Here is a 25,101-nt window from a genome sequence, read left to right as displayed (position 1 = left end):
GCGGTGGACGCCGCGGCCTTGCGGGCGGCGGCCGGGACCAGGTTCTTGAGCAGCGCCGGGATGGTGCCGCCGCTCGCGAGCTGGTCGCGCAGCCCCTCCAGGTGCCAGGCGGCGGCCACGGCCACCGCGGCGTCCCTGCGGACCGCCGCGTCGAGCAGCTCCAGGCCCCGCTCCGACGTCAGCGGCGCCACGCCGATGCGGCTCATGCGGGTGATGTCGGTCTCGGTCAGGCCGGAGCCCATGCCGCCGACGCCCTCCCACAGGCCCCACGCGATGGACACGCCGGGCTTGCCGACCGAACGCCGGTACTCCACGAGGCCGTCGAGGAAGGAGTTGCCCGCGGCGTAACCGCCCTGCGCGGGCGAGCCCATGGTGCCCGCGAGCGAGGAGAACAGCACGAACGCGTCCAGACCCAGGTGCTCGGTCAGCTCGTGCAGGTTCAGGGCCGCGTCCACCTTCGGGCGCAGCGACCGGTCCAGGCTCTCCGGGGTGAGGTCCGCGAGGATGCCGTCGTCCAGGACGCCCGCCGCGTGCAGGACGCTGCCGATGTGCACGCCGTCCGCCGCGAGGGAGTCCAGGGCCGCGGCGAGCGCGTCCCGGTCCGCCGCGTCGCACGCCACCACGCGCACGTCCACGCCCTGCGCGCGCAGCTCGTCGATGTCGCGCCGGGCGTCCTCCTTCGGCGCGCCGCGGCCCATCAGGACCACGCTGCGCGCGCCGTGCTCGGCGACCAGGTGCTTGGCGACGAGGCGGCCGAGCCAGCCCAGGCCGCCGGTGATGAGGGCCGCGCGGGTGGTGTCGTACGGCTCGTCCGGGTCGGACAGGGCCAGGACGACCTTGCCGATGTGCCGGGCCTCGCTCAGGTAGCGGAACGCCTCGGGAGCGCGCCGGATGTCCCACACGGAGATCGGCGGGGCCTTCAGGGCGCCCTGCTGGAACAGCTCCAGGAGTTCCAGGAGCATGCCCTGGATGCGGTCGGGTCCGGGCTCGCGCACGTCGTAGGCGCGGTAGTCCACGCCCTCGTGCCGCGCGGCCACCTCGGCCGGGTCGCGCCGGTCGGTCTTGCCCATCTCCAGGAACCGGCCGCCGCGCGGAAGCAGGCGCAGCGACGCGTCGGCGAACTCGCCCGCGAGGGAGTTCAGGACGACGTCGACGCCCTTGCCGCCGGAGACGCCGAGGAAGGACTGCTCGAAGTCGAGCGTGCGGGAGGACGCGATGTGGTCCTCCGCGACGCCCGCGGCGCGCAGCGCGTCCCACTTGCCCTGGCTCGCCGTCGAGTAGACCGTGGCGCCCAGGTGCTTGGCGATCTGGATGGCCGCGGTGCCGACGCCGCCGGCGCCCGCGTGGATGAGCACCGACTCGCCCTTGCCGAGCCCGGCGAGGTCCACCAGGCCGTAGTACGCGGTCAGATACGTCACCGGGACCGCGGCGGCCTGCCGGAACGACCAGCCGTCGGGGATCCGGCACACCAGGCGGTGGTCGGTCACCGTGTTCGGGCCGACGCCGTTGATGAGGCCCATCACCCGGTCGCCGGGCTTCAGGTCCGTGACGCCGGGGCCGACCTCGACGACGACGCCCGCGCCCTCGCCGCCGCTGCCGTTGGCGGACGCGTTGGCGTCGACGGAGGCGTGGATGACGCCGAGCGCGAGCAGCGCCTCACGGAAGTTCAGACCCGCGGCGCGCAGCCGGAGGCGGATCTGGCCCTCCTTGAGCGGCTCGGCGACCTCCGGCCACGGCTCGAAGGACAGGTTCGCGAACGACGACTTGGCGACGTAGTCCAGGTACCAGTTCGGCTCGTTCAGCGGCGGGCGCAGCGTGGTGCCCGCGGCCGTGGTGCTCAGGGCCGGGCGGTAGCCGGTGTTGCCGCGCAGCGCGAGCTGCGGCTCGTCGGCGGCGACCGCGCCCGCGAGCGCCGCCCGCGCGCCGGCCGTGCCGTCCTCGTCCAGGAGCGCGAAGCGGCCCGGGTGCTCGGCGACCGCGGAGCGCAGCAGACCCCACACGGCGCGCTGGCCGAGCCGTCCCGTGGGCTGCTCGGCGTCCACGGCGACCGCGCCGCGCGTGACCGCGACCAGGCGCGTCGTCGACAGGCGGTCGTCTGCGAGCAGGAGCTGAGCGGTCGTCAGGACGTGCCGCAGGGCGTCGCGGACGGCCGCCGGGTCCGGCGTCTCGTCGGCTGCGCCCGCCGCGACGGGCAGCAGGATGACCTCGGGGGCCTCCTCGCCCTCGTCCAGGGCGTTGGACAGGGCCGCCTGGTCGGCGAAGCTGCGCGGCACGACACCGTGCAGCGCCTCGTCGGCGAAGTCGCCGACGACGGCCCACAGGTCCGTGTCACCGGACGAGGGCAGCTCCGAAAGGGCCTCCCACGACGGCACGTACAGGCCGTCGCGGTCGCTCGCGGACGCCACCGCGGCCGGGCGCAGCGCCAGCGAGCCGATCGACGCCACCGGCTTGCCCGCGGCGTCGGCGACGTCCACGGAGATCGCGTTCTGGCCCGCGGGGGCGAGCCGCACGCGCAGCGCGGCGTCGGCCGTGCCGAAGGCGCGGGCGTTGTTCCAGGCGTAGGGCAGCAGCGTCTTGCCGCCCGAGGTGTCGGTCAGGCCGCCGGCCGCCGACGGGTGCAGGGCCGCGTCGAGCAGCGCCGGGTGCAGGCCGTAGCCGCCCGTGCCGGGCTGCTTGCCGTCCGGCAGCGCCACCTCGGCGAACACCTCGTCGCCGCGCTTGTACATCGCCTTGACGCCGCGGAACACCGGGCCGTACGACAGGCCCTTCGCGGTGAGGTCGGCATACAGGTCGTCCAGGGCGACGGGCAGTTCATCGGCGCCCTGCGGCGGCCACACCGTGAGGTCGGCGGGGGCCGCCTCGGCGGTGGCCTCGGCGACGGAGCCGCTGGCGTTGCGCAGCCAGCCGCCGAGTTCGGCGTCGCCCTCGCGGCGCGAGTGGATCGTCACCTCGCGGCTGCCGGTGGCGTCCGGGGCGGCGAGGAACACCCGCAGCTGCACCTCGGCGTCCTCGGTGACGATCAGCGGCGCCTCCAGGAGCAGCTCCTCCACGACGCCGTGGCCCGCCTCACGGGCGGAGCGCGCGGCCAGGTCGAGCAGGGCGGTGCCCGGCACCAGGACCTGGTCGCCGACCTTGTGGTCCGCCAGCCACGCGTGCGTGGCCAGGGACAGGCGGCCGGTCAGCAACAGGCCGTCCAGCTCGGGGAGTTCGGCGACGGCCGTCAGCATCGGGTGGTCGAGCGCGACCAGACCGGCCGAGCGCACGTCACCGGAGACGACGCGCTTGTCGAGCCAGTACGGGCGGTGCTGGAAGGCGTACGTCGGCAGCTCCACGCGGTGCGCGCCCTGGCCCGCGAACACCGCGGCCCAGTCGACGTCGCCGCCGCTGGTGTGGGTGCGGCCGAGCGCGGTGAGCAGCGTCTCGGTCTCCGCGTGCCGGCGGCGCAGGGAGGGGATCAGCTCGTGCGCGGAGCGGGCGGTGCGCTGCTCGGCGAGGCAGTCCGCGGCCATCGCGGTGAGGTCGCCGGACGGGCCCATCTCCAGGAACCGGACGCAGCCGTCGGCGGCGAGGCTGTGCACACCGTCCTGGAAGCGGACCGCGCTCAGCATGTGCCGCACCCAGTAGTCGGGGTCGGCCAGCTCGTCGGGCTCCACGGGCTGCCCGGTGAGGTCGGAGACGACCGTCAGCTCCGGGAAGCCGAACTCCAGGCTCGCGGCGAGCGCGCGGAACTCGGCGAGCGCCGGCTCCATCAGCGGGGAGTGGAAGGCGTGGCTGACCTTCAGCCAGGTCGCCTTGCCCCCGGCCTCCTCGAACGGCTTGACGGCGGCGGCGAGCGCTTCCTTGTCGCCGGACAGGACGGTCGCTGCGGGGCCGTTGACGGCGGCGAGCGACACCTTGTCCTCGAACCCGGCGAGGAGCCCCGCCGCCTCCTCCTCGGAGGTGCGCAGCGCCACCATGGCGCCGCCCGCGGGCAGCTGCTGCATGATCCGGCCGCGCGTGACGGCCAGCTGGGCGGCGTCCTGAAGGGAAAGCACCCCGGCCGCGTGCACGGCGCCGAACGCGCCGACCGAGTGGCCGAGCACGGCGTCCGGGCGGATGCCCCAGGACTCGAACAGCCGGAACAGCGCCACCTCGACGGCGAACAGCGCGGGCTGGGTGTACTCGGTGCGGTTCAGGAGCTCGGCCTCGGGCGTGCCCTCGGCGGCGAACACCACCTCCGCGAGCGGCTTGGCCAGGTGCGGGTCGACCACGGCGCACACCGCGTCGAAGGCCGCGGCGTACGCGGGGAACGTCTCGTACAGGTCCTTGCCCATGCCCGGACGCTGCGAGCCCTGCCCGGCGAAGAGGAACGCGGTGCGGCCCTCGGCGGCCTTGCCGCGCACGACCTCGGCGCCCGCCGTGTCGTCGGCGAGAGCACGCAGTTGGGTCAGCAGCGACTCGCGGTCGGTGGCCGTCAGGACGGCGCGGTGCGCCAGGTGGGCGCGCGCGGTGGCCAGGGACAGTCCGAGCGACGCCAGGCCGTCGGCGGTCAGGGACGGCTCGGCCGTCAGGTGCTGGTGCAGCCGGTCGGCCTGGGCGCGCAGGGCGGCCTCGGTGGTGGCCGACAGGACGTGCGGCACGGCGGGCAGCGGCTTGGCGGCCGGCTCCTCCGCGGGCCGCTCGGCGGGCTCGGGGGCCTGCTCCAGGATGACGTGGGCGTTGGTGCCGCCGATGCCGAAGGAGGACACGGCCGCGCGCCGGGGGCGGTCGACCTGCGGCCACGGCTTGGCCTCGGTGAGCAGCTCCAGGGTGCCGGAGGACCAGTCGACGTTCGGGCTGGGCTCGTCCACGTGCAGCGTCTTGGGCATCACGCCGTGCTGCAGCGCCATCGTCAGCTTGATGAGACCGCCGACACCGGCGGCCGCCTGGGCGTGCCCGATGTTGGACTTCAGGGAGCCGAGGTACAGCGGGTTGTCCGCGGTGCGGGCCGCGCCGTACGTGGCGAGCAGCGCGCCCGCCTCCAGCGGGTCGCCGAGCGGGGTGCCCGTGCCGTGCGCCTCCAGGAGGTCGACGTCGGCGCCGCTCAGGCCGGTGCCCGCCAGCGCCTGCTTGATCAGGGCTTCCTGGGCGGGGCCGTTGGGCGCGGTCAGGCCGTTGCTCGCGCCGTCCTGGTTGACGGCCGAGCCGCGCACCACCGCGAGGACGGGGTGGCCGAGGCGGCGGGCGTCGGAGAGGCGCTCGATGAGCAGCAGGCCCGCGCCCTCCGCCCAGGCGGTGCCGTCGGCGGACGCCGCGAAGGACTTGCAGCGGCCGTCCTTCGACAGGCCGCGCTGGCGGCTGAACTCCACGAAGGAGTTGGGGGTCGCCATCAGCGTCGCGCCGCCCGCGAGGGCCAGCGAGCACTCGCCGCGGCGCAGCGAGGTGACGGCCAGGTGCAGCGCCACCAGGGACGACGAGCACGCGGTGTCCACGGTGATCGCCGGGCCCTGCAGGCCGAAGGTGTACGACACGCGGCCGGAGGCGACGCTGCCGGTGCTGCCGATGGTCAGGTACGCCTCGTACTCCTCCGGGGCGGGGGACAGCCGCGCCGCGTAGTCGTCGTACATGGTGCCGACGAACACGCCGGTGCGGCTGCCGCGCAGCGTCGCGGGGTCGATGCCCGCGCGCTCGAAGGCCTCCCAGGCGGTCTCCAAAAGGAGCCGCTGCTGGGGGTCGATCGCGTATGCCTCACGCGGGGAGATGCCGAAGAACTCGGGGTCGAACTGCGCGGCGTCGTAGAGGAATCCGCCCTGCTCGACATAGGAGGTGCCGGCGTGGTCGGGGTCCGGGTCGAACAGGTTCGCCAGGTCCCAGCCGCGGTCGGTGGGGAAGTCGCCGACCGCGTCGACCTCGTCGGTGACCAGCTGCCACAGGTCCTGCGGCGAGCTGACGCCGCCGGGGAAGCGGCAGCCCATGCCGACGATCGCTATCGGTTCCTCGTCGCGCTCCTTGGCGCGGGCGTTGGCGGCCTTCAGCCGCTCGTTCTCCTTCAGCGCGGCCCGCAACGCGTCGACGACTTGCTGGGGTGATGTGGACGCCATCGTGTCTCTCTCCATAGTTCCCTGCTGGGGCTGTGTCAGGACTCGCTGTCGCCTAGAGCCAGGCGGATCAAGTCGTCGGTGTTCATGTCGTCCAGGAGGCTTTCGCTCTCGGACAAGTCAGTGCCGATCAAGGCGTTCTGCGGGTCGTGCGGACCGGCTTCGCCGTCCGCGGGGGACTCCTCGGCGGGCTCGGGAGCGAGCGCGCCGAGCAGCCACTGGGCGAGCGAACCGGGGGTCGGGTGGTCGAAGACCAGGGTCGGCGGCAGCTTGATGCCGGTCGCGGCGATCAGCCGGTTGCGCAGCTCCACCGCGGTCAGCGAGGTGAAGCCCAGGTCCTGGAAGCGCTGCCCGGCCGAGACCTGCCCCGGCTCCTGGCCGAGGACGGCGGCGACCTCGGCGCGGATGAGCTGAAGCACGATGTGCCGGTGCTCGCGCTCGGGCGCACGGCCCAGCTTCTCGCGCAGCTCCGCCGCCGAGTCCTTCGGGGGCGCCACGGCCGCCGCGCGGTGCGGGGCCAGGTCCTTCAGGAGCGCGGGCGCGGTGGCCTTGTCCAGGCCGCGCGGGTCGAGCACGAAGGCCGCGAGGACCGGTGCGCCGTCGCCGAGCGCCGCGTCGAACAGGGCGAGCCCGTCCTCGGCGGACAGCGCCCCGATGCCGGAGCGCCGCAGCCGCAGCAGGTCGGCCTCGCCGAGGCCGCCCGTCATCGTGGACTCGTCCGCCCACAGGCCCCACGCCACGGACAGCGCGGGCCGCCCCTCGGCGCGGCGCCGCTGCGCGAGGCCGTCCAGATAGGCGTTGGCCGCCGCGTAGTTGGCCTGGCCCGGGGTGCCGAGCGTGCCCGCGAACGACGAGAACAGCACGAACGCGGTCAGGTCGAGGTCACGCGTCAGCTCGTCCAGGAGCGCCGCGCCCGCGACCTTGGGCCGCAGGACCGCGTCCAGGCGCTCCGGGGTGAGGGAGCCGATCACGGCGTCGTCGAGGACCCCGGCCGCGTGCACCACACCGGTCAGCGGGTGCTCGGCCGGCACCGCGCCCAGGACCCCGGCGAGCGCGGCCCGGTCGGCCGTGTCGCAGGCCGCGACCCGCACCTCGGCGCCGGTGGCCCGCAGGGAGGCCACGAACTCCTCGGCGTCCGGGGTGCTCATGCCGCGGCGGCCCGTCAGGAGGAGTCGGCGCACGCCGTGCTCCGTGACGAGGTGCCGGGCGAGCAGGCGGCCCAGGGTGCCGAGGCCGCCGGTGATCAGGACGTGGCTCGTGGCGTCGAAGGCCGGGGTGGCGGCCTGGTCCTGCCCGGCCTGCCCCTTGCCGGACCGCGGCTCGTGCTTGCGCAGCAGCGGCGCCGTCACCCGCCCGGCGCGCAGCGCCAGTTGGGGGTCCTCTCCGGCCGCGGCCTGGACCACGCCGGGCGCGGACTCGGGGCGCCCGTCGGTGTCGATGAGGGTGAAGCGGCCCGGGTTCTCCGTCTGCGCCGAGCGCAGCAGGCCCCACACCGGGGCCCCGGCCAGGTCGACGCTCTCGTCGGCGGTGACCGCGACGGCCCGCTCGGTCACCACGGCGAGCCGGGAGCCGACGAGGCGGGAGTCGGCGAGCCAGTCCTTGGCCAGGGCGAGGGCCGCGCGGGTGGCGGCGGCAGGCCCCTCGGTGGGTCCACCGGGTTCGGTGGACCCACCGGCCGTGGCGGGCCCGTTGGTGGCGGGCTCGCTGATGGGGGATCCGCTGGGTGCGGCGGATCCGCCGGGTCCGGTGGCGACGACGACGGCCGGCACCGCTGCCCCGTCGTCGAGCGCCCGGCGCAGTCCGGCCAGGTCGGGGTAGGCGTCCACCGGCACCCCCGCGGCCCGGACCACGCCCGTCAGGTGGGAGCGGTCGTGACCCACGACCGCCCAGGTTCCTTCCGGGGTCGCCCCTGGCGTGTGCGGTTCGGCCCAGTCGAGGGCGAACAGGGCCGCCCCGTCGGCCGATGCGGCCGATGCGGCCGATGCGAGCGTCTCCGCCGGAAGCTCGCGCACCGCGAGGGTTTCGGCGTCGAGAACCGGCGTGCCGGTTTCGTCGGCGATGTGCACGGAGCAGGAGTCCCTTTCGTGTTGCCGGATACGGACGCGCAGCGCGGTCGCGCCGGGCGTGTAGAGGGTCAGGCCGCTCCAGGCGAACGGCACGACGAGCCGGGTGCCCTCGCCGCTCGCGCCGCTGACCAGGGTCTGCAGCGCGGAGTCGAGCGCGGCCGGGTGCAGCTGGAAGCCGCGTGCGTGGGTCTCGGCGGGCAGCTCCACCTCGGCGTAGACGTCGGCGCCCCGGCGCCAGACCGCCCGCAGCCCCTGGAAGGAGGGCCCGTACGCGTACCCGATCTTGGCGAGTTCGGAGTAGAGGCCGTCGATGGGCACCGGCACCGCGTTCACCGGCGGCCACAGGGCCAGGGCGGCCGAACCCTCCGGGTCGGCGGTGGGCTCGGCGACCCCGAGGACACCGGCGGCGTGCCGCTTCCAGTCGTCCTTCGCCGCGGCCTCGGGCCGGGAGTAGAGAGTGAACGCCCGCGAGCCGTCCGCGTCGGCCGGGCCCACCATCAGCTGCAGGCCCATCGGCTCGGACAGCAGCAGCGGCCGCTCCAGGGCGATGTCGATGACGCGCTCCGCACCGGACTTGCGCCCCGCGTACAGGGCCAGCTCGGCGACGGCGGCGCCCGGGAGCAGCGGCTGGCCCATCAGCGTGTGGTCGGCCAGCCAGTGGTGCGCCTCCGGGTCGATCTCACCGGTGAACAACCAGCCCTGGCCACCGGCCAGTTCGACGGCCTGGCTCAGCAGCGGGTGCCCGGTGGAGTTCTGCGCGGGCGCGTTGCTCGCGGCCGTCAGCCAGTAGCTCTCGCGCTGGTACGCGTACGTGGGCAGCGGCACCGTACGCCCGCCGCGCAGCAGGTCGCCCCACTCCACGGTGACGCCCTGCGCGTGCGCCTCGCCGAGCGCGAGCGCGAACCGGCCGAGGCCGCCGTCGCCGCGGTGCAGCGTGCCGACGGCCGCCGCGTCCCGGACGCCCGCGCGGCGCGCGGTCTCCACGACCGCCGACGTCAGGACGGGGTGCCCGCCGGCCTCGACGAACGTGCGGTAGCCGAGGCCCACCAGGCTGCTGACCGCGCGGTGGAACTCCACCGGCGAGCGCAGCCCGCGCGCCCAGTACGCGGCGTCGAGGCGCGCGGTGTCCACGGCCTCGCTGTCCACCGTCGAGTAGAACGGCACCTGCGAGGAGCGCGGGGTGATCCCGTCGAGCAGACCGGGCAGTTCGGCCGCCGCCGCGTCCGCCGCCGTCGTGTGCGCGGCGTGTCCGCCGTCGACGCGGCGGGCCGTGATCCGCTCCGTCGCGCAGGCCGCGAGCAGCATCTCCAGGGCCGCGGACTCACCCGCGAGCACCGTGGACGAGGGGCTGTTGACGGCCGCGACGGCGATCCGGCCCGCGGAGCCGGTGATCCGGGCCTCGGCCGCGGCGCGCGGCAGGCCCACGGCGACCGCGCCGCCGCGGCCCGCGAGGTGCCCGGCGATCAGCTTGGCGCGGACCGCGACGACCCGGGCGGCGTCCGCCAGGGACAGGCCGCCGGTGACGGCGACGGCCGCCAGCTCGCCGTGGCCGTGACCGACGACCGCGGCCGGCTCGACGCCGTGCGCGCGCCACAGCTCCGCGAGGGACACCATCACGGCCCACGACAGGGGCTGCGTGATGTCGACGCGGTCCGAGCTGCCCGCCAGTTCGGTGGCGAAGTCCCAGTCGACGTACGGGGCGAGCGCGTCGCCGCACGCGCGCATCCGGTCCGCGAAGACCGGCTCGGACTCCATCAGCTCACGGGCCACGCCCGCCCAGTGCGCGTCCTCGCCGGGGAAGACGAAGACCGCGTCACCGGCCTGCCGGGCCTTGCCCACGACCGCGAGCGGCGACCGCTCGCCCCGGGCGACGGCCTCCAGACCGGCGAGGAGCTCGTCCCTGTCGCCCCCGACCACCACGGCCCGGTGCTCCAGGGCCGCACGGCCGCGCACCAGCGAAGCGGCCACGTCGAGCGGCGCGAGGGCGGGCCGCTCGGCGACGTGCGCCCGCAGCCGCTCGGCCTGCGCGCGCAGCGCGGCCGGGGTCTTCGCCGACACCGTCCACGGCACCACGGCGGGCGCGGGGGCGTCGGCGGGGGCGGCGTCCCCGGCGGCCTCGGTGTCGGGGGTCGGCTGCTCCAGGATGACGTGGGCGTTCGTACCGCTGACGCCGAACGAGGACACGCCGGCGCGGCGGGCGCGGCCGGTCTCCGGCCACGGCCGCTCCTCGGTGAGCAGCGACACCGCGCCCGAGGCCCAGTCGACGTGGGTCGTCGGCCGGTCGACGTGCAGGGTGCGGGGCAGCACGCCGTGCCGCATCGCCATGACCATCTTGATGACGCCGCCGACACCGGAGGCCGCCTGCGCGTGGCCGATGTTGGACTTCAGCGAGCCCAGGTACAGCGGCTTGTCGGCGTCGCGGCCCTGGCCGTAGGTGGCGAGCACGGCCCGCGCCTCGATCGGGTCGCCCAGCTTGGTGCCGGTGCCGTGCGCCTCGACGGCGTCGACGTCGGCGGCGGCCAGGCCCGCGCAGGCGAGCGCGTCCCGGATGACCCGCTCCTGCGAGGGGCCGTGCGGGGCGGTGATGCCGTTGCTCGCGCCGTCCTGGTTGACCGCCGAGCCGCGGACGACCGCGAGGACCTCGTGGCCGTTTCGGCGCGCGTCGGAGAGCCGCTCCAGGAGCAGCACGCCCACGCCCTCGCTCCAGCCGAGCCCGTCCGCGGACTCGGAGAACGACTTGCAGCGCCCGTCCGCGGAGAGCCCGCGCTGGCGGCTGAACTCCTGGAACGTACTGGGCGACGACATGATCGCGACACCGCCCGCGAGCGCCAGGTCGCACTCGCCGCCGCGCAGCGCCTGCGCCGCCAGGTGCAGTGACACCAGCGACGAGGAGCAGGCCGTGTCGACGGTGACCGCGGGGCCCTGCAGGCCGAAGGTGTACGACACGCGGCCGGAGGCCACGCTCGGCGAGTTGCCGATGAAGCGGTTCGCCTCCACGTCGTCCGGCGCGGTGTGCAGACGCGAGGTGTAGTCGCTGTACATCACGCCGCTGAACACGCCGGTGCGGGTGCCGTGCAGGGACGTCGGGGCGATGCCCGCGCTCTCCACGGCCTCCCAGCTGGTCTCGAGGAGCAGCCGCTGCTGCGGGTCCAGACGGACGCTCTCGCGGGTGCTCAGGCCGAAGAACTCGGCGTCGAACTGGTCGGCGTCGTAGAGGAATCCGCCGTGGCGCGTGTAGGACTTGCCGTGCCGGTCCGGGTCCGGGTCGTACAGGTCCTCCACGTCCCAGCCGCGGTTGTCCGGGAACGGGCCGATCGCGTCGGTGCCGGACGCCACCAGGTTCCACAGGTCCTCGGGGGAACGGGTGTCGCCGGGGTAGCGGCAGGCCATGCCGACGATGACGACGGGGTCGTCCTGCGTGGCCGTCGCGTGCGCCGGGACCGCGCCGGAGGCCTCGTCGGGCCGCTCGTCACCGGCGACCCCGGCGACCTCGGCGACCTGGGCGAGGAGGTAGTCGACGAGCGCGCCCGGCGAGGGGTGGTCGAAGACCAGCGTGGTCGAGAGCGCCACACCGGAGGCGGCACCGAGCCGCCCGCGCAGTTCGAGGGCCGTCAGCGAGTCCATGCCGAGGTCCTTGAAGGCCACGGCGTCGGCGACGGCCGCCGGACCCGCGAGCCCGAGCACGGCCGCCACGGTCGAGCGGACCAGGTCCGTGACCGCCCGCCGCCGCTCGCCCTCGGGCAGCGCCGCCGTCGTACGCGCCCACGTGGACGCGTCCGCACCGGCCGCCACGGCCTTGGCCACCGTGCGGCGGCGGGCCGTGCGCACCAGGCCGCGCAGGAGCGCGGGCGCGGACCGGGCGGCGTCCGCGTCGCGCAGCGCGGCCAGGTCGAGTTCGGCCGCGAGGAACACCGGGTCGGCGGTGGTGAGGGCCGCGTCGAAGATCTCCGCGCCGCGCGCGGCCGTGATCGGGGCGAGCCCGCTGCGCCGCCAGCGCGCCAGGTCGGCGTCGGACAGCGTCCCCGCCATGCCGTCGGTGCCCCACAGGCCCCAGGCCAGCGAGGTCGCGGGCAGGCCCAGGTCGCGGCGGTGGCGGGCCAGGGCGTCGAGGAAGACGTTGGCCGCCGCGTAGTTCGCCTGGCCCGCGTTGCCGATGAGGCCCGCGATCGAGGAGAACAGCACGAAGGCCGCGAGCGGCGCGTCGGCGGTCAGCTCGTGCAGGTTCCAGGCGGCGTCCGCCTTCGGCCGCAGGACCGCGTCCAGGTCGGCGTCCGTGAGGTTCTGCAGGGTCGCGTCGGCGAGGACGCCTGCCGTGTGGATCACGGCGGTCAGCGGGGCCTCTTCCGGTACGCCGGACAGCAGCTCCGCGAGCGCGGCGCGGTCGGCCACGTCGCAGGCGGCGACGGTGACCTCGGCGCCCAGACCCTCCAGGAACGCGGTCAGTTCACCGACGCCCTCGGCGGCCGGGCCGCGGCGGCTCGTCAGGAGCAGGCGCCGGACGCCGTGCCGGGTGACCAGGTGCTCGGCGAAGAGACGGCCGAGGGCACCGGTGCCGCCGGTGATGAGGACGGTGCCCTCGGGGTCGAGGACGGGGGCCGCCCGGTCCGCGGCTGCCGCGTCGGCCGGGGTGCGCTCCAGGGCGGGCTCGTGCAACTCGCCCTCGCGGAGGGCGAGTTCACCTCCCTCGGTCACGACGGCCAGGGCGGCGGCGACGAGCTGTGCGGGCGGCGTGCCCTCGGAGGCGGCGTCGGACCCGGTGCCGGCGGCGCCGGTCGAGGCCGCGGCTCCCGTGCCGTCCGTCGCGGCAGCGGTGCCCGCCACGTCCAACAGGGCGAACCGCCCGGGGTGTTCGCTGCGCGCGGTGCGCACGAGCCCCCACGCGGCGGCGCCGGGCAGGTCCCGCACCTCCGCGTCGGCGCCCGTGGCCACCGCGCCCTCGGTGAGCAGCAGCAGGCGGCTCGGGGCCAGGCGCTCGTCGGTCAGGCAGCGCCGGACGGCGTCCAGGGCGTCGGCGGCCGCGGTGTGCGCGGCGTCGGCGACGGCCCCGGAGGTGCCGTCGGCGCCGGGAGCCGGGCGGGTCAGGACGACCACGTCCGGGGCGCCCGCGCCGAGAGCGGCGGCAAGGGCCGCGGCGTCCGCGAAGGTGTCGGCGGCCACCCCGGCGGCGGTCAGCGCGGCGGCGAGGCCGAGCGGGTCGGCGCCGAGCACGGCCCAACGGCCCGCCGTGGCGACGGCGTCGGCCGTCACGGCGGCCGGAGCCTGCCGCACCGGCTTCCAGCCGAAGCGGTAGAGCCCGTCGTGGTGCGCCGCCGCCCGCTGCGCGAGCCGGTCGGCGGGCAGCGCCCGCAGGACCACGGAGTTGACGGTGAGCACCGGCTCGCCGCCGGGCGTGACGGCGGTCAGGGCGGCGCCGTCACGGCCCGCCGGGGTCAGCCGCACCCGCAGCGCCGTGGCGCCCGCGGCGTGCAGGGTGACGCCGTCGAAGGAGAACGGAAGCCGCAGCTCGTCGCGCAGTCCGCCCTCGGGACCGGCGAGCAGCAGCGCGTGCAGGGCCGCGTCCAGGAGCGCCGGATGCACGCCGTACCCGGCGGCCTCGGCGTGCAGTTCGGCGGGCAGCGCCACCTCCGCGTACCGGTCCTCGCCCGCCTGCCAGGCCGCGACGAGGCCCTGGAAGGCCGGGCCGTAGGTGTAACCGAGGTCGTTCAGGCGGTCGTACACACCGTCGACGTCGATCGGTGTCGCGTCCTTCGGCGGCCAGGTCGCCCCGGCGTCCGTCGGCGCGGCGCCGTCCACCGCGAGGACGCCCGACGCGTGCCGCGTCCAGCCGCCCTCGTCCCACGGCTCGCCCTGGCCCGCGCTCTCCCGGCGGGAGTGGACGGCCACCGGACGCTGCCCGGAGCCGTCGGCCGCGCCCACGGTCACCTGGACGCGGACCGCCCCGTCCTCGGGCACGACCAGCGGCTCCTCCAGGACGACCTCGTGGACCCGGTCGCAGCCGAGGCGGTCGCCCGCGGCCACGGCCAGCTCGACCATCGCGGTGCCCGGGAGCAGCGCGGAACCGGCGATGACGTGGTCGGCGAGCCACGGGTGGCCGCGCAGCGAGAGCCGTCCGGTGAGCAGCAGGCCGTCGCCGTCGGCGAGGCTCGTCATGCCGCCGAGCAGCGGGTGGTCGGCGGGGGAGATGCCGAGGCCGGTGGCGTCGGCCGCGGCGGCGGGCGCGTCCAGCCAGTAGCGCTCGCGCTGGAAGGCGTACGTGGGCAGGTCGGTGCGCAGGGCGCCGGGGAAGAGGCGCGCGGTGTCGGGCGCGGCGCCGCGCAGCGCGGCGTGGCCGAGCGCGGCGGCGACGGTCAGGGACTCGGCCCTGCCCTTGCGCAGCACCGCGACGGGCGCGGCGGCCTCGGCCTCCTCCTCGCCCAGGCAGCCCCGCACCATCGCGGCGAGCACCGCGTCCGGGCCGAGCTCCACGTACGCGGTGACGCCCGCCTCGCGCAGGACGCGCACGCCGTCCTGGAAGCGGACGGTGCCGCGCAGGTGGCTCGTCCAGTAGTCGGGCGACGCCAGCTCCTCGGGGGTGGCGAGGGCGCCGGTGAGGTTGGAGACGACGGGGATGCGCGGGGCGGCGTACGTCAGGCCCGCGGCGACCGCGCGGAACTCGTCGAGGACGCCGTCCATGTGGTGCGAGTGGAAGGCGTGGCTGACCTTCAGGCGCGAGGTGCGGCGGCCCCGCTCCTTGAAGGCGGCGGCCAGTTCGAGCGCGGCGTCCTCGTCGCCGGTCACGACGGCGGCGAGCGGGCCGTTGACCGCGGCGACGTCCAGGCGTCCCGCGTACGCGGGCAGGGCCTCGCGGATCTCGTCCTCGGTGGCCTCGACGGCGACCATCGCGCCCCCGCCCGGCGCGGCCTGCATCAGCCGGCCGCGGGCCGCGACCAGCGCGCAGGCGTCCGCGAGCGAGAGCACGCCCGAGACGTGGGCGGCGGCCAGCTCGCCGACGGAGTGGCCGATGAGGTAGTCGGGGGAGAGGCCGCTGTGCTCCATGAGGCGGAACAGGGCGACCTCGACGGCGAACAGCGAGGCCTGTGTGTACAGCGTCTGGCCGAGCAGCGCCGCCTCGTCGCTGCCCTCGGCGGCGAACACCACGTCCTTCACCGCGTGCGGCAGGTGCGGGTCGAGGTGTGCGCACACCGTGTCGAGGGCGACGGCGAACGCCGGGCAGTTCTCGTACAGTTCACGCCCCATGCCGAGGCGCTGGCTGCCCTGGCCGGTGAACAGGAACGCCGTCTTCCCCTTGGTGGAGCGGCCGGTGACCGCCTTCGTGGGGACGGCGGGCGGGCCCTGCAGGACCTCGGCGGCGGACTCGCCTGCGGCGAGCGCGGCGAGGCCCCGGAGGAAGCCGTCGCGGTCCTCGGCGACGACGGCCGCGGTGTGCGCGAACAGGGTGCGCGCGGACATCAACGACAGGCCGATGCCGGTGAGTTCACGCTCGGGGTGCGCGGCGACGAAGTCCCGCAGGCGGGCCGCCTGGTCGCGCAGCGCGTCCTCGGTGCGGCCGGAGAGCAGCCACGGCGTGGCCGGGACCGGCGCGGGCTCCACGGCGCGCGGCGCGGGTGCGACGGCGGGCGCCTGCTCCACGATGACGTGGGCGTTCGTACCGCTGATGCCGAAGGAGGAGACGCCCGCGCGGCGGGCGCGGCCGGTCTCGGGCCAGGGGCGCTCCTCGGTGAGGAGCGAGACGGACCCCGCGGTCCAGTCGACGTGGCCGCTGGGCGCGTCGACGTGCAGCGTGCGCGGCAGTACGCCGTGGCGCATCGCCATCACCATCTTGATCAGACCGCCGACGCCCGCCGCGGCCTGCGCGTGGCCGACGTTGGACTTCAGCGAGCCCAGGTACAGCGGCTCCACGGCGCTCTCGCGCTGCCCGTACGTGGCGAGCAGCGCCTGGGCCTCGATCGGGTCGCCCAGCTTGGTGCCGGTGCCGTGCGCCTCGACGGCGTCGACGTCGGCGACGGTCAGGCCGCCACTGGCGAGGGCGTCCAGGATGACCCGCTCCTGGGCGGGGCCGTTGGGGGCGGCGATGCCGTTGCTCGCGCCGTCCTGGTTGAGCGCGGAGCTGCGGACGACGGCGAGGACCTCGTGGCCGCCTCGGCGGGCGTCGGAGAGGCGCTCCAGGATCAGCATGCCCGCGCCCTCGGCCCAGCCGGTGCCGTCGGCGGAGTCGGCGAACGCCTTGCAGCGGCCGTCGGGGGAGAGTCCGCGCTGGCGGCTGAACTCCATGAACAGGCCGGGGCTCGACATCACCGTGACACCGCCCGCGAACGCGAGGTCGCACTCGCCGTTGCGCAGCGCCTGCGCGGCCATGTGCACGGCCACGAGCGAGGAGGAGCACGCGGTGTCGACGGTGACGGCGGGACCCTGGAGGCCGAAGGTGTACGAGGCGCGGCCGGAGACCACGCTGGTGAAGTTGCCGGTGATCAGATAGCCGCTCGCGGTCTCGTCGGCGGCGTCGAGGCGGGGGCCGTAGTCCTGCTTGATGGCGCCGACGTACACGCCGGTGCCGCTGCCGCGCAGCTCGGAGGGATCAATTCCGCTTCGCTCGACGGCCTCCCACACCGTCTCCAGGATCAGCCGCTGCTGCGGGTCGAGGCCGAGGGCCTCGCGCGGGCTGATGCCGAAGAACTCCGCGTCGAACAGGTCCGCGTCGTGCAGGAAGCCGCCCTCGCGGGCGTAGGAGCGGCCCGCGCGGTCGGGGTCGTCGTCGAACAGGGCGTCCAGCGGCCAGCCGCGGTTCTCGGGGAACGGCGAGATGGCGTCGCGGCCGTCGAGGACGAGCTGCCACAGGTCCTCGGGCGACGCCACGTCGCCGGGGAAGCGGCAGGCCATGGAGACGATCACGATCGGGTCGTCCGCCGCGCCGCTCTTCGCGGCCGCCTTGCGTCCGCTCGTCCTCGGCGCGGCCTTCGTGCCGAGGACCTCCTCGGCGATGCGGGCGGCCAGGTCCTGGGGCGTCGGGTGGTTGAAGAGCAGCGTGGCCGGCAGCTTCAGACCGGTCGCCTCGACCAGGCGGTTGCGCATCTCCACGGCCGTCACCGACTCGAAGCCGAGGTCGATGAACGCGCCCTCGGGGTCGACGTCGGCGCCGCTGTCGTGCCCGAGCACCAGGGCCGCCTCGGCGCGCACCAGGTCGAGCGCGCGCTCCAGGGTCTCCTCCGGACTCAAGCCGCGCAGCCCCGACTCGTCGGCGAGGTCGGCGAGGTCGGCGAGGTCGTCGAGGTCGGAGGCGTCGGCGGTGGCCGCGGTGGCGTGCTCGGCCTCGGCGGTCGCCGGTACGGGGGCGGCCTGCGGCTCGTCCTCGGCGGCGGGCACGGCCTCGACGCGGGCCGTGGTGCCGGAGGACGCGGCCGATGCCGTGCCCGCAAGGCCCTCCAGCCAGTAGCCGCGCCGCTGGAACGCGTACGTCGGCAGCTCCACGACCGAGGCGTCCGCGGGGAACGCCGGACGCCAGTCCACGCGCGCGCCACTGGCGTTGAGCTGCGCGAGCGAGGTGAGGAAGCGGCGCTGCCCGTTCTCGCCACGGCGCAGCGTGCCCACGATCGCCGCGTCCGAGCCGACGTCCTCCGTGATCTGCTGGAGCGCCATGCCGAGCACCGGGTGCGGGGTGATCTCGACGAACGCGTCGGTCTCGGGGGCGAGTTCGCGCACCGTGCGCTCGAAGTTCACGGTGCCGGTCAGGTTGCTCATCCAGTACGTGCCGTCGAGGACCGGGCCGTCCACCAGCTCGCCGGTGATGGTCGAGTACATCGGCAGCGTCGGCGTGCGCGGCCGGATCGGCTCCAGGAGGCCGAGGATCTCCTCGCGCAGGACCTCCATCCAGGCGCAGTGCGGCGCCAGGTCGATCTGGATGCGCCGGGCCTGTACGCCCTCGGCGACCAGCTCGGCCTGCAGCGCCTCGATGGCCTCGACGTCACCGGACAGCGTGAACAGGCGCGGCCCGTTGACCGTGGAGACGAAGAGGCGGTCCTGCCACGCGGACAGGCGCGGGGTGACCTCGGCGACCGGCAGCGGCACCGAGAGCATCGTGCCCTGGCCGACGACGGCCAGCATCGCCTTGCTCCACAGCGCCACGACCCGCGCGCCGTCCTCCAGGGACAGGGCGCCCGACACCACGGCCGCGCTGATCTCGCCGTTGCTGTGCCCGACGACGGCGTCGGGCTCGACGCCGAACGACTGCCACAGGGCGGCGAGGGACACCATGACCGCGAACAGGGCGGGCTGGGCGACGTCCTCGCGCTCCAGCGAGGCCGCGCCGGGCGCGTCCCTGAGCACCGCCTGAAGGTCCCAGTCGATGTGCGGCGCGAGCGCGGCGGCGCACTCGTCGATGCGGGCCCGGAACACGTCGGAGGAGTCGAGCAGGTCGCCCGCCATGCCGGTCCACTGCGGGCCCTGGCCGGGGAAGACGAACACGACGCGCTCGCGCGGCTTGGCCGTGCCGCTGATCCGCGTGGCCGAGCGGCGACCCTCGGCGAGCGCGGCCAGCTCGGCGGTGAGCTCCTCGCGGCCGGAGCCGAGGACGACGGCGCGGTGCTTGAAGGCGGTACGCGTGGTGGCGAGCGAGAGCCCGATGTCCGCGGCGCTCGCGGCGCCGCCCTCCAGGTGGGCGAGGAGCCGCTCGGCCTGGGCGCGCACGGCGGCGGCGCTGCGGCCGGAGACGAGCCAGGGGAGCGTGGTGCCGCGCAGCGACGGCGACACGGCGGCCACCGCGGCTTCCGTACCCTCAGCGCCCTCAGCGCCCTCAGCGCCCTCAGCGCCCTCAGCGCCCTCAGCGCCCTCAGCGCCCTCAGCGCCCTCAGCGCCCCCAGCGCCCCCAGTGCCCTCAGCGGCTTCCGAGGCCTCTGTGCCCCCGACGCCCGCCGCACCCTCCGCGCCCGCCGCACCCGCGGTGCCCGCCGTGCCCTTCGGCGCCGACGCCACCACCACATGGCAGTTGGTCCCGCCGACGCTGAACGACGAGACACCGGCGAGCCGTTCGCCCTCGCCCGGCCAGTCGCCCACCGTGTCCTGCACCCGCAGGTTCAGCTCGGCCATGGGGATGCGCGGGTTGGGCGAGGCGTAGTTCAGGCTCGGCGGGAGCCGGTCGTGCGTGAGGGACAGGACGACCTTCAGGAGCCCGGCCATGCCGGCGGCGGCGCCCAGGTGCCCGATGTTGGTCTTCACCGAGCCGACGAGCAGCGGGTCGCCGGCCGGGCGGGCGGCACCGAGGACGGCGCCGAGGGCGGCGGCCTCGACCGGGTCGCCCACGGGGGTGCCGGTGCCGTGCAGTTCGACGTAGCCGACCTCGGCGGGCACGGTCCCGGCCCGCTCGTGGGCGCGGCGCAGCAGGTCGCGCTGGGCGTCCTCGTGCGGCACGGTCAGGCCCGCGCCGCCGCCGTCGTTGTTCACGGCGCTGCCGCGCAGCACGGCGTGCACGCGGTCGCCGTCGGCGAGGGCGCGCCGCAGCGTCTTCAGGACGACGACGGCGCCGCCCTCACCGCGTACGTAGCCGTTGGCGCGGGCGTCGAAGGTGTAGCACCGGCCGTCGGGGGAGAGGCCGCCGAACTTCTGGGCCAAGGCGGTCTTCTCGGGCGCCAGGTGCAGTTCGACACCGCCCGCGAGGGCGACGTCGGACTCGCCGTTGCGCAGCGACTGGCAGGCCATGTGCACGGCGACCAGGGACGAGGCCTGGCCCGCGTCGACGGTCAGGCTCGGGCCGCGCAGGCCGAGCACGTACGAGACGCGGTTGGCGATGAGGCTGCGGTCCAGGCCGGTGAAGGAGTGGTGCGTGACGTTCGAGCCGTCGGACGCGCGGTGCACGAGGTCGGCGTAGTCGCCGGTGGTCGCGCCGAGGAAGATGCCGGTGTCGCCGCCCTGGAGGTCGGCGGGGACGACGCCGGCCCGCTCCAGGGCCTCCCAGCCCAGTTCGAGCACGAGCCGCTGCTGCGGGTCCATCATCGCCGCCTCGCGCGGCGGGATGTTGAAGAAGCCGGGGTCGAAGCGGTCGATCCCGTCGAGGAAGGCACCCTTGCCGGCCGGGCCGTGCTCGATGCCGAGGCCGAGCTCCGCGCGTTCGGCGGGCGTGTCGGTGACGGCGTCCTGCCCGGTCACGAGCAGCCGCCAGTACGCCTCGGGGTCGTGGGCGCCGGGGAAGCGGCAGGACATCCCGACGACGGCTATGGGTTCCCCGGCAAGCCCTGCATCGCTGCGGGTGTTGTCAACAGACATGCCATTCCTCACTGAAGGTCAAGCGGTGTTCTAGGGAGAGCTGCCACCAGGGGCGGGCGGCGCGCGACCGGCGGCATCGGCGGCCTCGGCGGGCGGGGGACGGGGGACGGCGACGGGCGGGACCGGAGGGGAACCGGGGGCGTACTACCAGGCGACGAGCAGTCGGGAGAGGCCGCGGGTGCCCATGCCGTCCTTCCAGACCACCGGCTCGGGGACGTCGGCGAAGCGCAGTCCGGGGAAGCGTTCGACGAGGCGGCGGAAGACGATCTGCAGCTGGATCCGGCCGAGCGGGGCGCCGAGGCAGCGGTGCAGACCGTGGCCGAACGTGAGGTGGACCGCGTCGCGGCCCTCGGGCTCAAGGAGGTCCGGCTCGGGGTAGACCTTGGCGTCGCGGTTGCCGTTCAGGAGCGAGACCATCAGGGCGTCGCCCGCCTGCACCTGGACGCTGCCGAGCCGCACGGGCTCCGTCGCCACCCGCGAGAAGCTCAAGGGCGTGGTGGGGGTGAGGCGCATCAGCTCCTCGACCGCCGCGTCCACGCGCTCGGGGTGCTCGACCAGGTCGCGGTAGCCGGCCGGGTCGGAGAGCAGCACGTTCGCGGACAGGGCGATCTGGCCGACCGTCGTCTCGTAGCCCGCCATCAGCAGGGTCAGGCCGAGGGTGATCAGTTCGCCCGGGGTCAGCTCGCCCCGGTCCTGCGCCTGGATCAGCGAGGAGAGCAGGTCGTTCTCGGGCTCGCGGCGCTTGGCGGCGAGCAGGTCGGCCATGTAGCCGCTGAGTTCGAGGCGCTTGCGGCCCTTCTCCTGCGGGGAGCTGGCCGAGATGTCGAAGAGCACCTCGACCCAGTCGCGGAACTTCGCGCTGTCCGTCAGCGGGATGCCGAGAAGCTGGCACAGCACGTCGAGCGGCAGCGGGTTGGCGAGGCCTTCCATGAAGTCGGCGCCGGGGCCCGCCGCCTCCAGGGCGTCCAGGTAGCGGTCGGTCAGCTCGGTGATGCCCGGGGCCATCGCGGCCATCTTGCGGGCGGTGAACGCGCCGATGACGGTCTTGCGCAGACGGGCGTGCTCGGCGCCGTCCATGCTCATCATCGACTCGGCCACGGGCTGGGCGTCGTTGAACGTCGGAGCGCCCGGCGCCACGGCGGCGGTCCTGCTGAACCGTTTGTCCGCGAGGACGAGACGGCTGAGCGCGTAGTCGCGCACGAGCCACATCTTGTCGCCGGTCGGCGTGATCATCTGCGTGACGTCGTCGGCGCCGGGCTCCCCCGGCTCGAAGAAGTCCGGCAGCGGGCCCAGCTGGTGATAGGGGCACTGCGTCATGGGTGTCTTTCCTCCCCCTGGTCGGCGGCTGTCAGGCAGCCGGAATTCGGCGCTCCGTTTGTCGCGGTGTCACGGTGTCGTGGTGTCACGGCCGCCAGCAGGACGCCCCGCGCGGCAACCCCGGACGCACGGAGCCCGCCGCGGGGGCGGGACGGTGACGCGTGCTCAACGGCTTTGCGGTCCCCCGCCGCGGACGGCCGGTGGGCCGAGCGGTCGCGGGTGACGCGGCACGGGGGCGGTGGTGTGCCACCCCGGCGTGCGGCCGGTGTCGAGAGAACCGAAAGAACCGGTGGAGCCGGCAGACGGGACATGAAGCGATCGCGCGGTCGCGGACACGGCCATATCCCCCCTTCACCTCGAATTCACTGTGCACAAGCCTGGATCGGCCCCGGGAATCCTTCTCCATTCCCTCCTCGGAAAGGAGGGCTGCTGCCGCGCCCACTCCTGGATTTCCGGCTTTCTGGCCGAGCTCGAACATACCCTCCGGCCGGGAAACGGTGAACCGGAAACTGGAGACTACGGGGGTAGTTGACGACAGGTCCGCACGCCACCGCCGCCGGTGGCCTCGCGGCTGTCCTGTCAACGGGACGGACCGGGTCGGCGGCCCTCGGGTACGGGGCCGCCGGGCCCGCGCTCAAGGGCCCTGACGGGCCGAACTTGACACGCGCGACCCGCTCGTACTCGCTCTTCGGCGAATCTCGAATTCCGTATGAGCGGCCGTCGGGAAATCTTTGACACATTCATAACGGACCGCGCTTCGGCTGTTCTTCGTTGCGTACTCCGGTACGCCGCCGAAGAACACCTGGAGTTCGCCGGGAAGTCGACTGCCGAGGCTCCGCGCATGGTGCCACAGCCGGGAACCGGTGCGGCAGTGAACTCCGTCATATTCATTTAACGGTTCCTTGTCGAGCCGCGGGAGGCGGGCTGCGGGAGGCGGCCTGCGGGAGGCGGGCCGCACCGACCCGAGGCCGTGGCAGGACGGAGGGGGCCGCCGCCGCGAGCGCGGCAGCGACCCCCTTCAGTGGTGCGGCTGTTCCGTCGGGCCTTGTCGGGCCTTGTCGGGCCTTCGGCCGGGTTCCTCCGTCAGGCCGCGGCGAGGGCCTCGATGAGGGTGGCCCGCGCCCGGGCCACCCGGGAGCGGACCGTGCCGACGGGGCAGCCGATGGCGGCGGCCGCCTCCGCGTACGGCTGCTGGAGGAGCTGGGTGAGGACGAACGCCTCGCGCCGCTCGGCCGGTATGCCGTCGAGCAGTTCGGCCAGCGCGATGCCGTCGTCGAAACCGGGAAGCCCGCGCGGCTGCGCCTGCTCCGCCGCGGCCTGCCAGTCGTCGCGGTCCGAGAGCCGGGGCCGGGCGGCCGCGTGCCGCAGGCTGTCGACGACGGTGCGCCGCGCGATCGAGAGCAGCCAGGTACGCGCCGAGGAGCGCCCCTCGAACCGGTGCAGACTGCCGAGCGCCCGCAGGAACGTGTCCTGCGCGAGGTCGTCGGCGGCCTGCGGGTCGGCGCTGAGGTGGGCGACGTAGCGCAGGACGTCCCGGTGCAGCGCCCGCACGAAACGCTCGACGGCCTCGGGGTCGCCGTCCCGCGCGGCGAGGGCGAGCCGCGTGACGGGTTCGTCGGCGGCGTCGGTGCGGCGGGTCCGGGGGTGGGTGGGCGCGGTGGGGCCGGGACGGGCGGCGGCCGCGGGTGCGGATTCCCGTACCGCTGGTCCTGGTGCCGGGACCGGTGTGTGAGCCGGTGCCGCCGCGGTGGCGGCTTTCGCAGTCTGGGCAGGGGGTGCCGTCAGGGCAGGAGTCATCGCCTGAAGTCCTTTGGGAGTCCGGGATTTCGGGATCCGGCCGCGCGCGGGGCGAGGCCGGTGAGGTGTCGTTCGACCCGGCGGCGCGAGAGCGGCGCGGGCCGGTGCCCGACCTGCTCGGGGCGTGCGTGCCGCCGCGTGCCGCGGTGCGGCGTGACGTGGCGGTACGCGCGAGGGCGGTACGCGGCCCGACGGCGGGTACGGCGGCGCGGGCGCGGGGCCGTGGGGCGCCGAGCCGGGTGTGCGAGTGAAGCCGTACTTGTGCCGAGCGGATGCCGTGCGAGCGCCGTGCGGTGCCGTGGCGGGTCGGGAGAAACCAGCTGTCAGACGACAGCGATCCCGAGGGGCGGACCCCTGGACGTGATGGCGTGGACGAGAAGGAGGCGCCGCGCGCGCCGGGCGCCGAAGTCACGGCGCGGGCGCAGCCTCGGCCGGTGCGGGGGTTGCGGCAGGCGCAGGGCGAGCCGCAGCGGGGCGACGAGCCAGCCCGCGACGGCGCGGCCGACGCGGAACGCGGCGCGCTCGCCGTACGCGAGCCACAGGCCGCACAGGAGCGCGGCCAGGAGGTGCGCGGCGAGCATGCCGAGCGGCGACATGCCGCCCATGTCGTGCCCGGAGTGCGTCCCCGGCATTCCTGACATCCCCGGCATGCCTGTCATGTCAGCCATGCCAGTCGTGTCGGTCACATCGGTCATGCCGGAACCGGAGCCCGAGCCGGAACCCGCCAGGGCAGCCGATGGGTCGTGCGTCCCGGAGACGCCGTGCCCCATGGAGGCGTGGGGGCCGCCCGAGCCGGAGAGCCCCGAGGCCCCCGGGTCGACGGTCTCCTGCATGCCCATGGAGTGCCGGGTCGTGTGCCCCGGCGGCGGCCCGTGCAGCCGGTCGGCGAGGCCCGCGTCGGTGACGGCACGCACCGCGTCCGCCTCCGGCAGCATCCCCGTGCCGCCCGCCCCGCACAGCAGATGGCGCGCCCACTGCTGGGCGATCGAGGCGCCGCCGCCCGCCGCGGACTGGGTCATCGCCTGTGCCAGCGAGAACCAGGTGTGCAGCGCGGCCTGGGCCACGACGGACGCGGAGGTGACGGCGAGGACGCCGCGTTCGCGCCCGGCGAGGAGCCAGGCGCCCGCGAACGTGGCACCGCCCGCGCCGGGCAGTGCCCACCAGGGCAGCGGCGCCGACGACGACATCAGGGCGTGGCCCGTGGCCGCGAGCAGCACACAGGCGGCCGCGAACACCGCAGCCCGTACCGCGTGACAGCTTCGGCCCCCAGTCATGGCGGCCTCATCTTTGCATCCGCCTCGCGGCGGCAACGGGCGGGTCCGGAATGTTCCGCCGGGAGGCGTGCCGAGGCCGGGCGCCGCACGGATTTCGGCCAGGGCGGCGCTGGGGTGTGGCCGGGGTCACGAGGACGCCGGGGAACCCGGCTGCGGGCGGATCCGACTCCTGCGGCGGCGCGTCGGGCCACGACGCGCCCGGACTCCGGGAGCGCGCGGCGGGACACGGCGCGAACTCAGTTGATGTGTCCGGCTGTACGAGACTTCCTGGGGGCGGCTGAGTGGGGACGGAGCGGGCCGGGGACGGGCGGGAGCAGGAGGGGCGCGGGCGCGACCCGG

General features: G+C 75.4%; 4 protein-coding genes and 1 pseudogene. All 5 read right to left on the bottom strand.

Annotated features, from left to right (window positions below; genetic code table 11):
- Positions 1-143: 143 nt before the first annotated feature.
- Positions 144-6,023: pseudogene (locus QUY26_RS08830) on the bottom strand (SDR family NAD(P)-dependent oxidoreductase); the annotation flags it as partial.
- Between the two features lie 71 nt (positions 6,024-6,094).
- A complete protein-coding gene (locus QUY26_RS08825; RefSeq protein WP_289944775.1) occupies positions 6,095-20,374 on the bottom strand; it encodes a type I polyketide synthase in 14,280 nt (4,759 codons plus the stop codon).
- Between the two features lie 144 nt (positions 20,375-20,518).
- The gene (locus tag QUY26_RS08820) at positions 20,519-21,691 is read right to left on the bottom strand and encodes a cytochrome P450 (RefSeq protein WP_289944774.1); all 1,173 of its coding nucleotides are present in this window, start codon (positions 21,689-21,691) and stop codon (positions 20,519-20,521) included.
- A 1,083-nt stretch (positions 21,692-22,774) separates the two neighbouring features.
- On the bottom strand, positions 22,775-23,488 hold the full coding sequence (locus QUY26_RS08815) for a sigma-70 family RNA polymerase sigma factor (RefSeq protein ID WP_289944773.1): 714 nt from the start codon (positions 23,486-23,488) through the stop codon (positions 22,775-22,777).
- A gap of 323 nt (positions 23,489-23,811) precedes the next feature.
- A complete protein-coding gene (locus QUY26_RS08810) occupies positions 23,812-24,762 on the bottom strand; it encodes a hypothetical protein (RefSeq protein ID WP_289944772.1) in 951 nt (316 codons plus the stop codon).
- Positions 24,763-25,101: the final 339 nt, after the last annotated feature.

It is taken from the genome of Streptomyces flavofungini (assembly GCF_030388665.1).
Classification (GTDB): domain Bacteria; phylum Actinomycetota; class Actinomycetes; order Streptomycetales; family Streptomycetaceae; genus Streptomyces; species Streptomyces flavofungini_A.
This window is presented reverse-complemented; position numbering and strand designations above follow the sequence as displayed.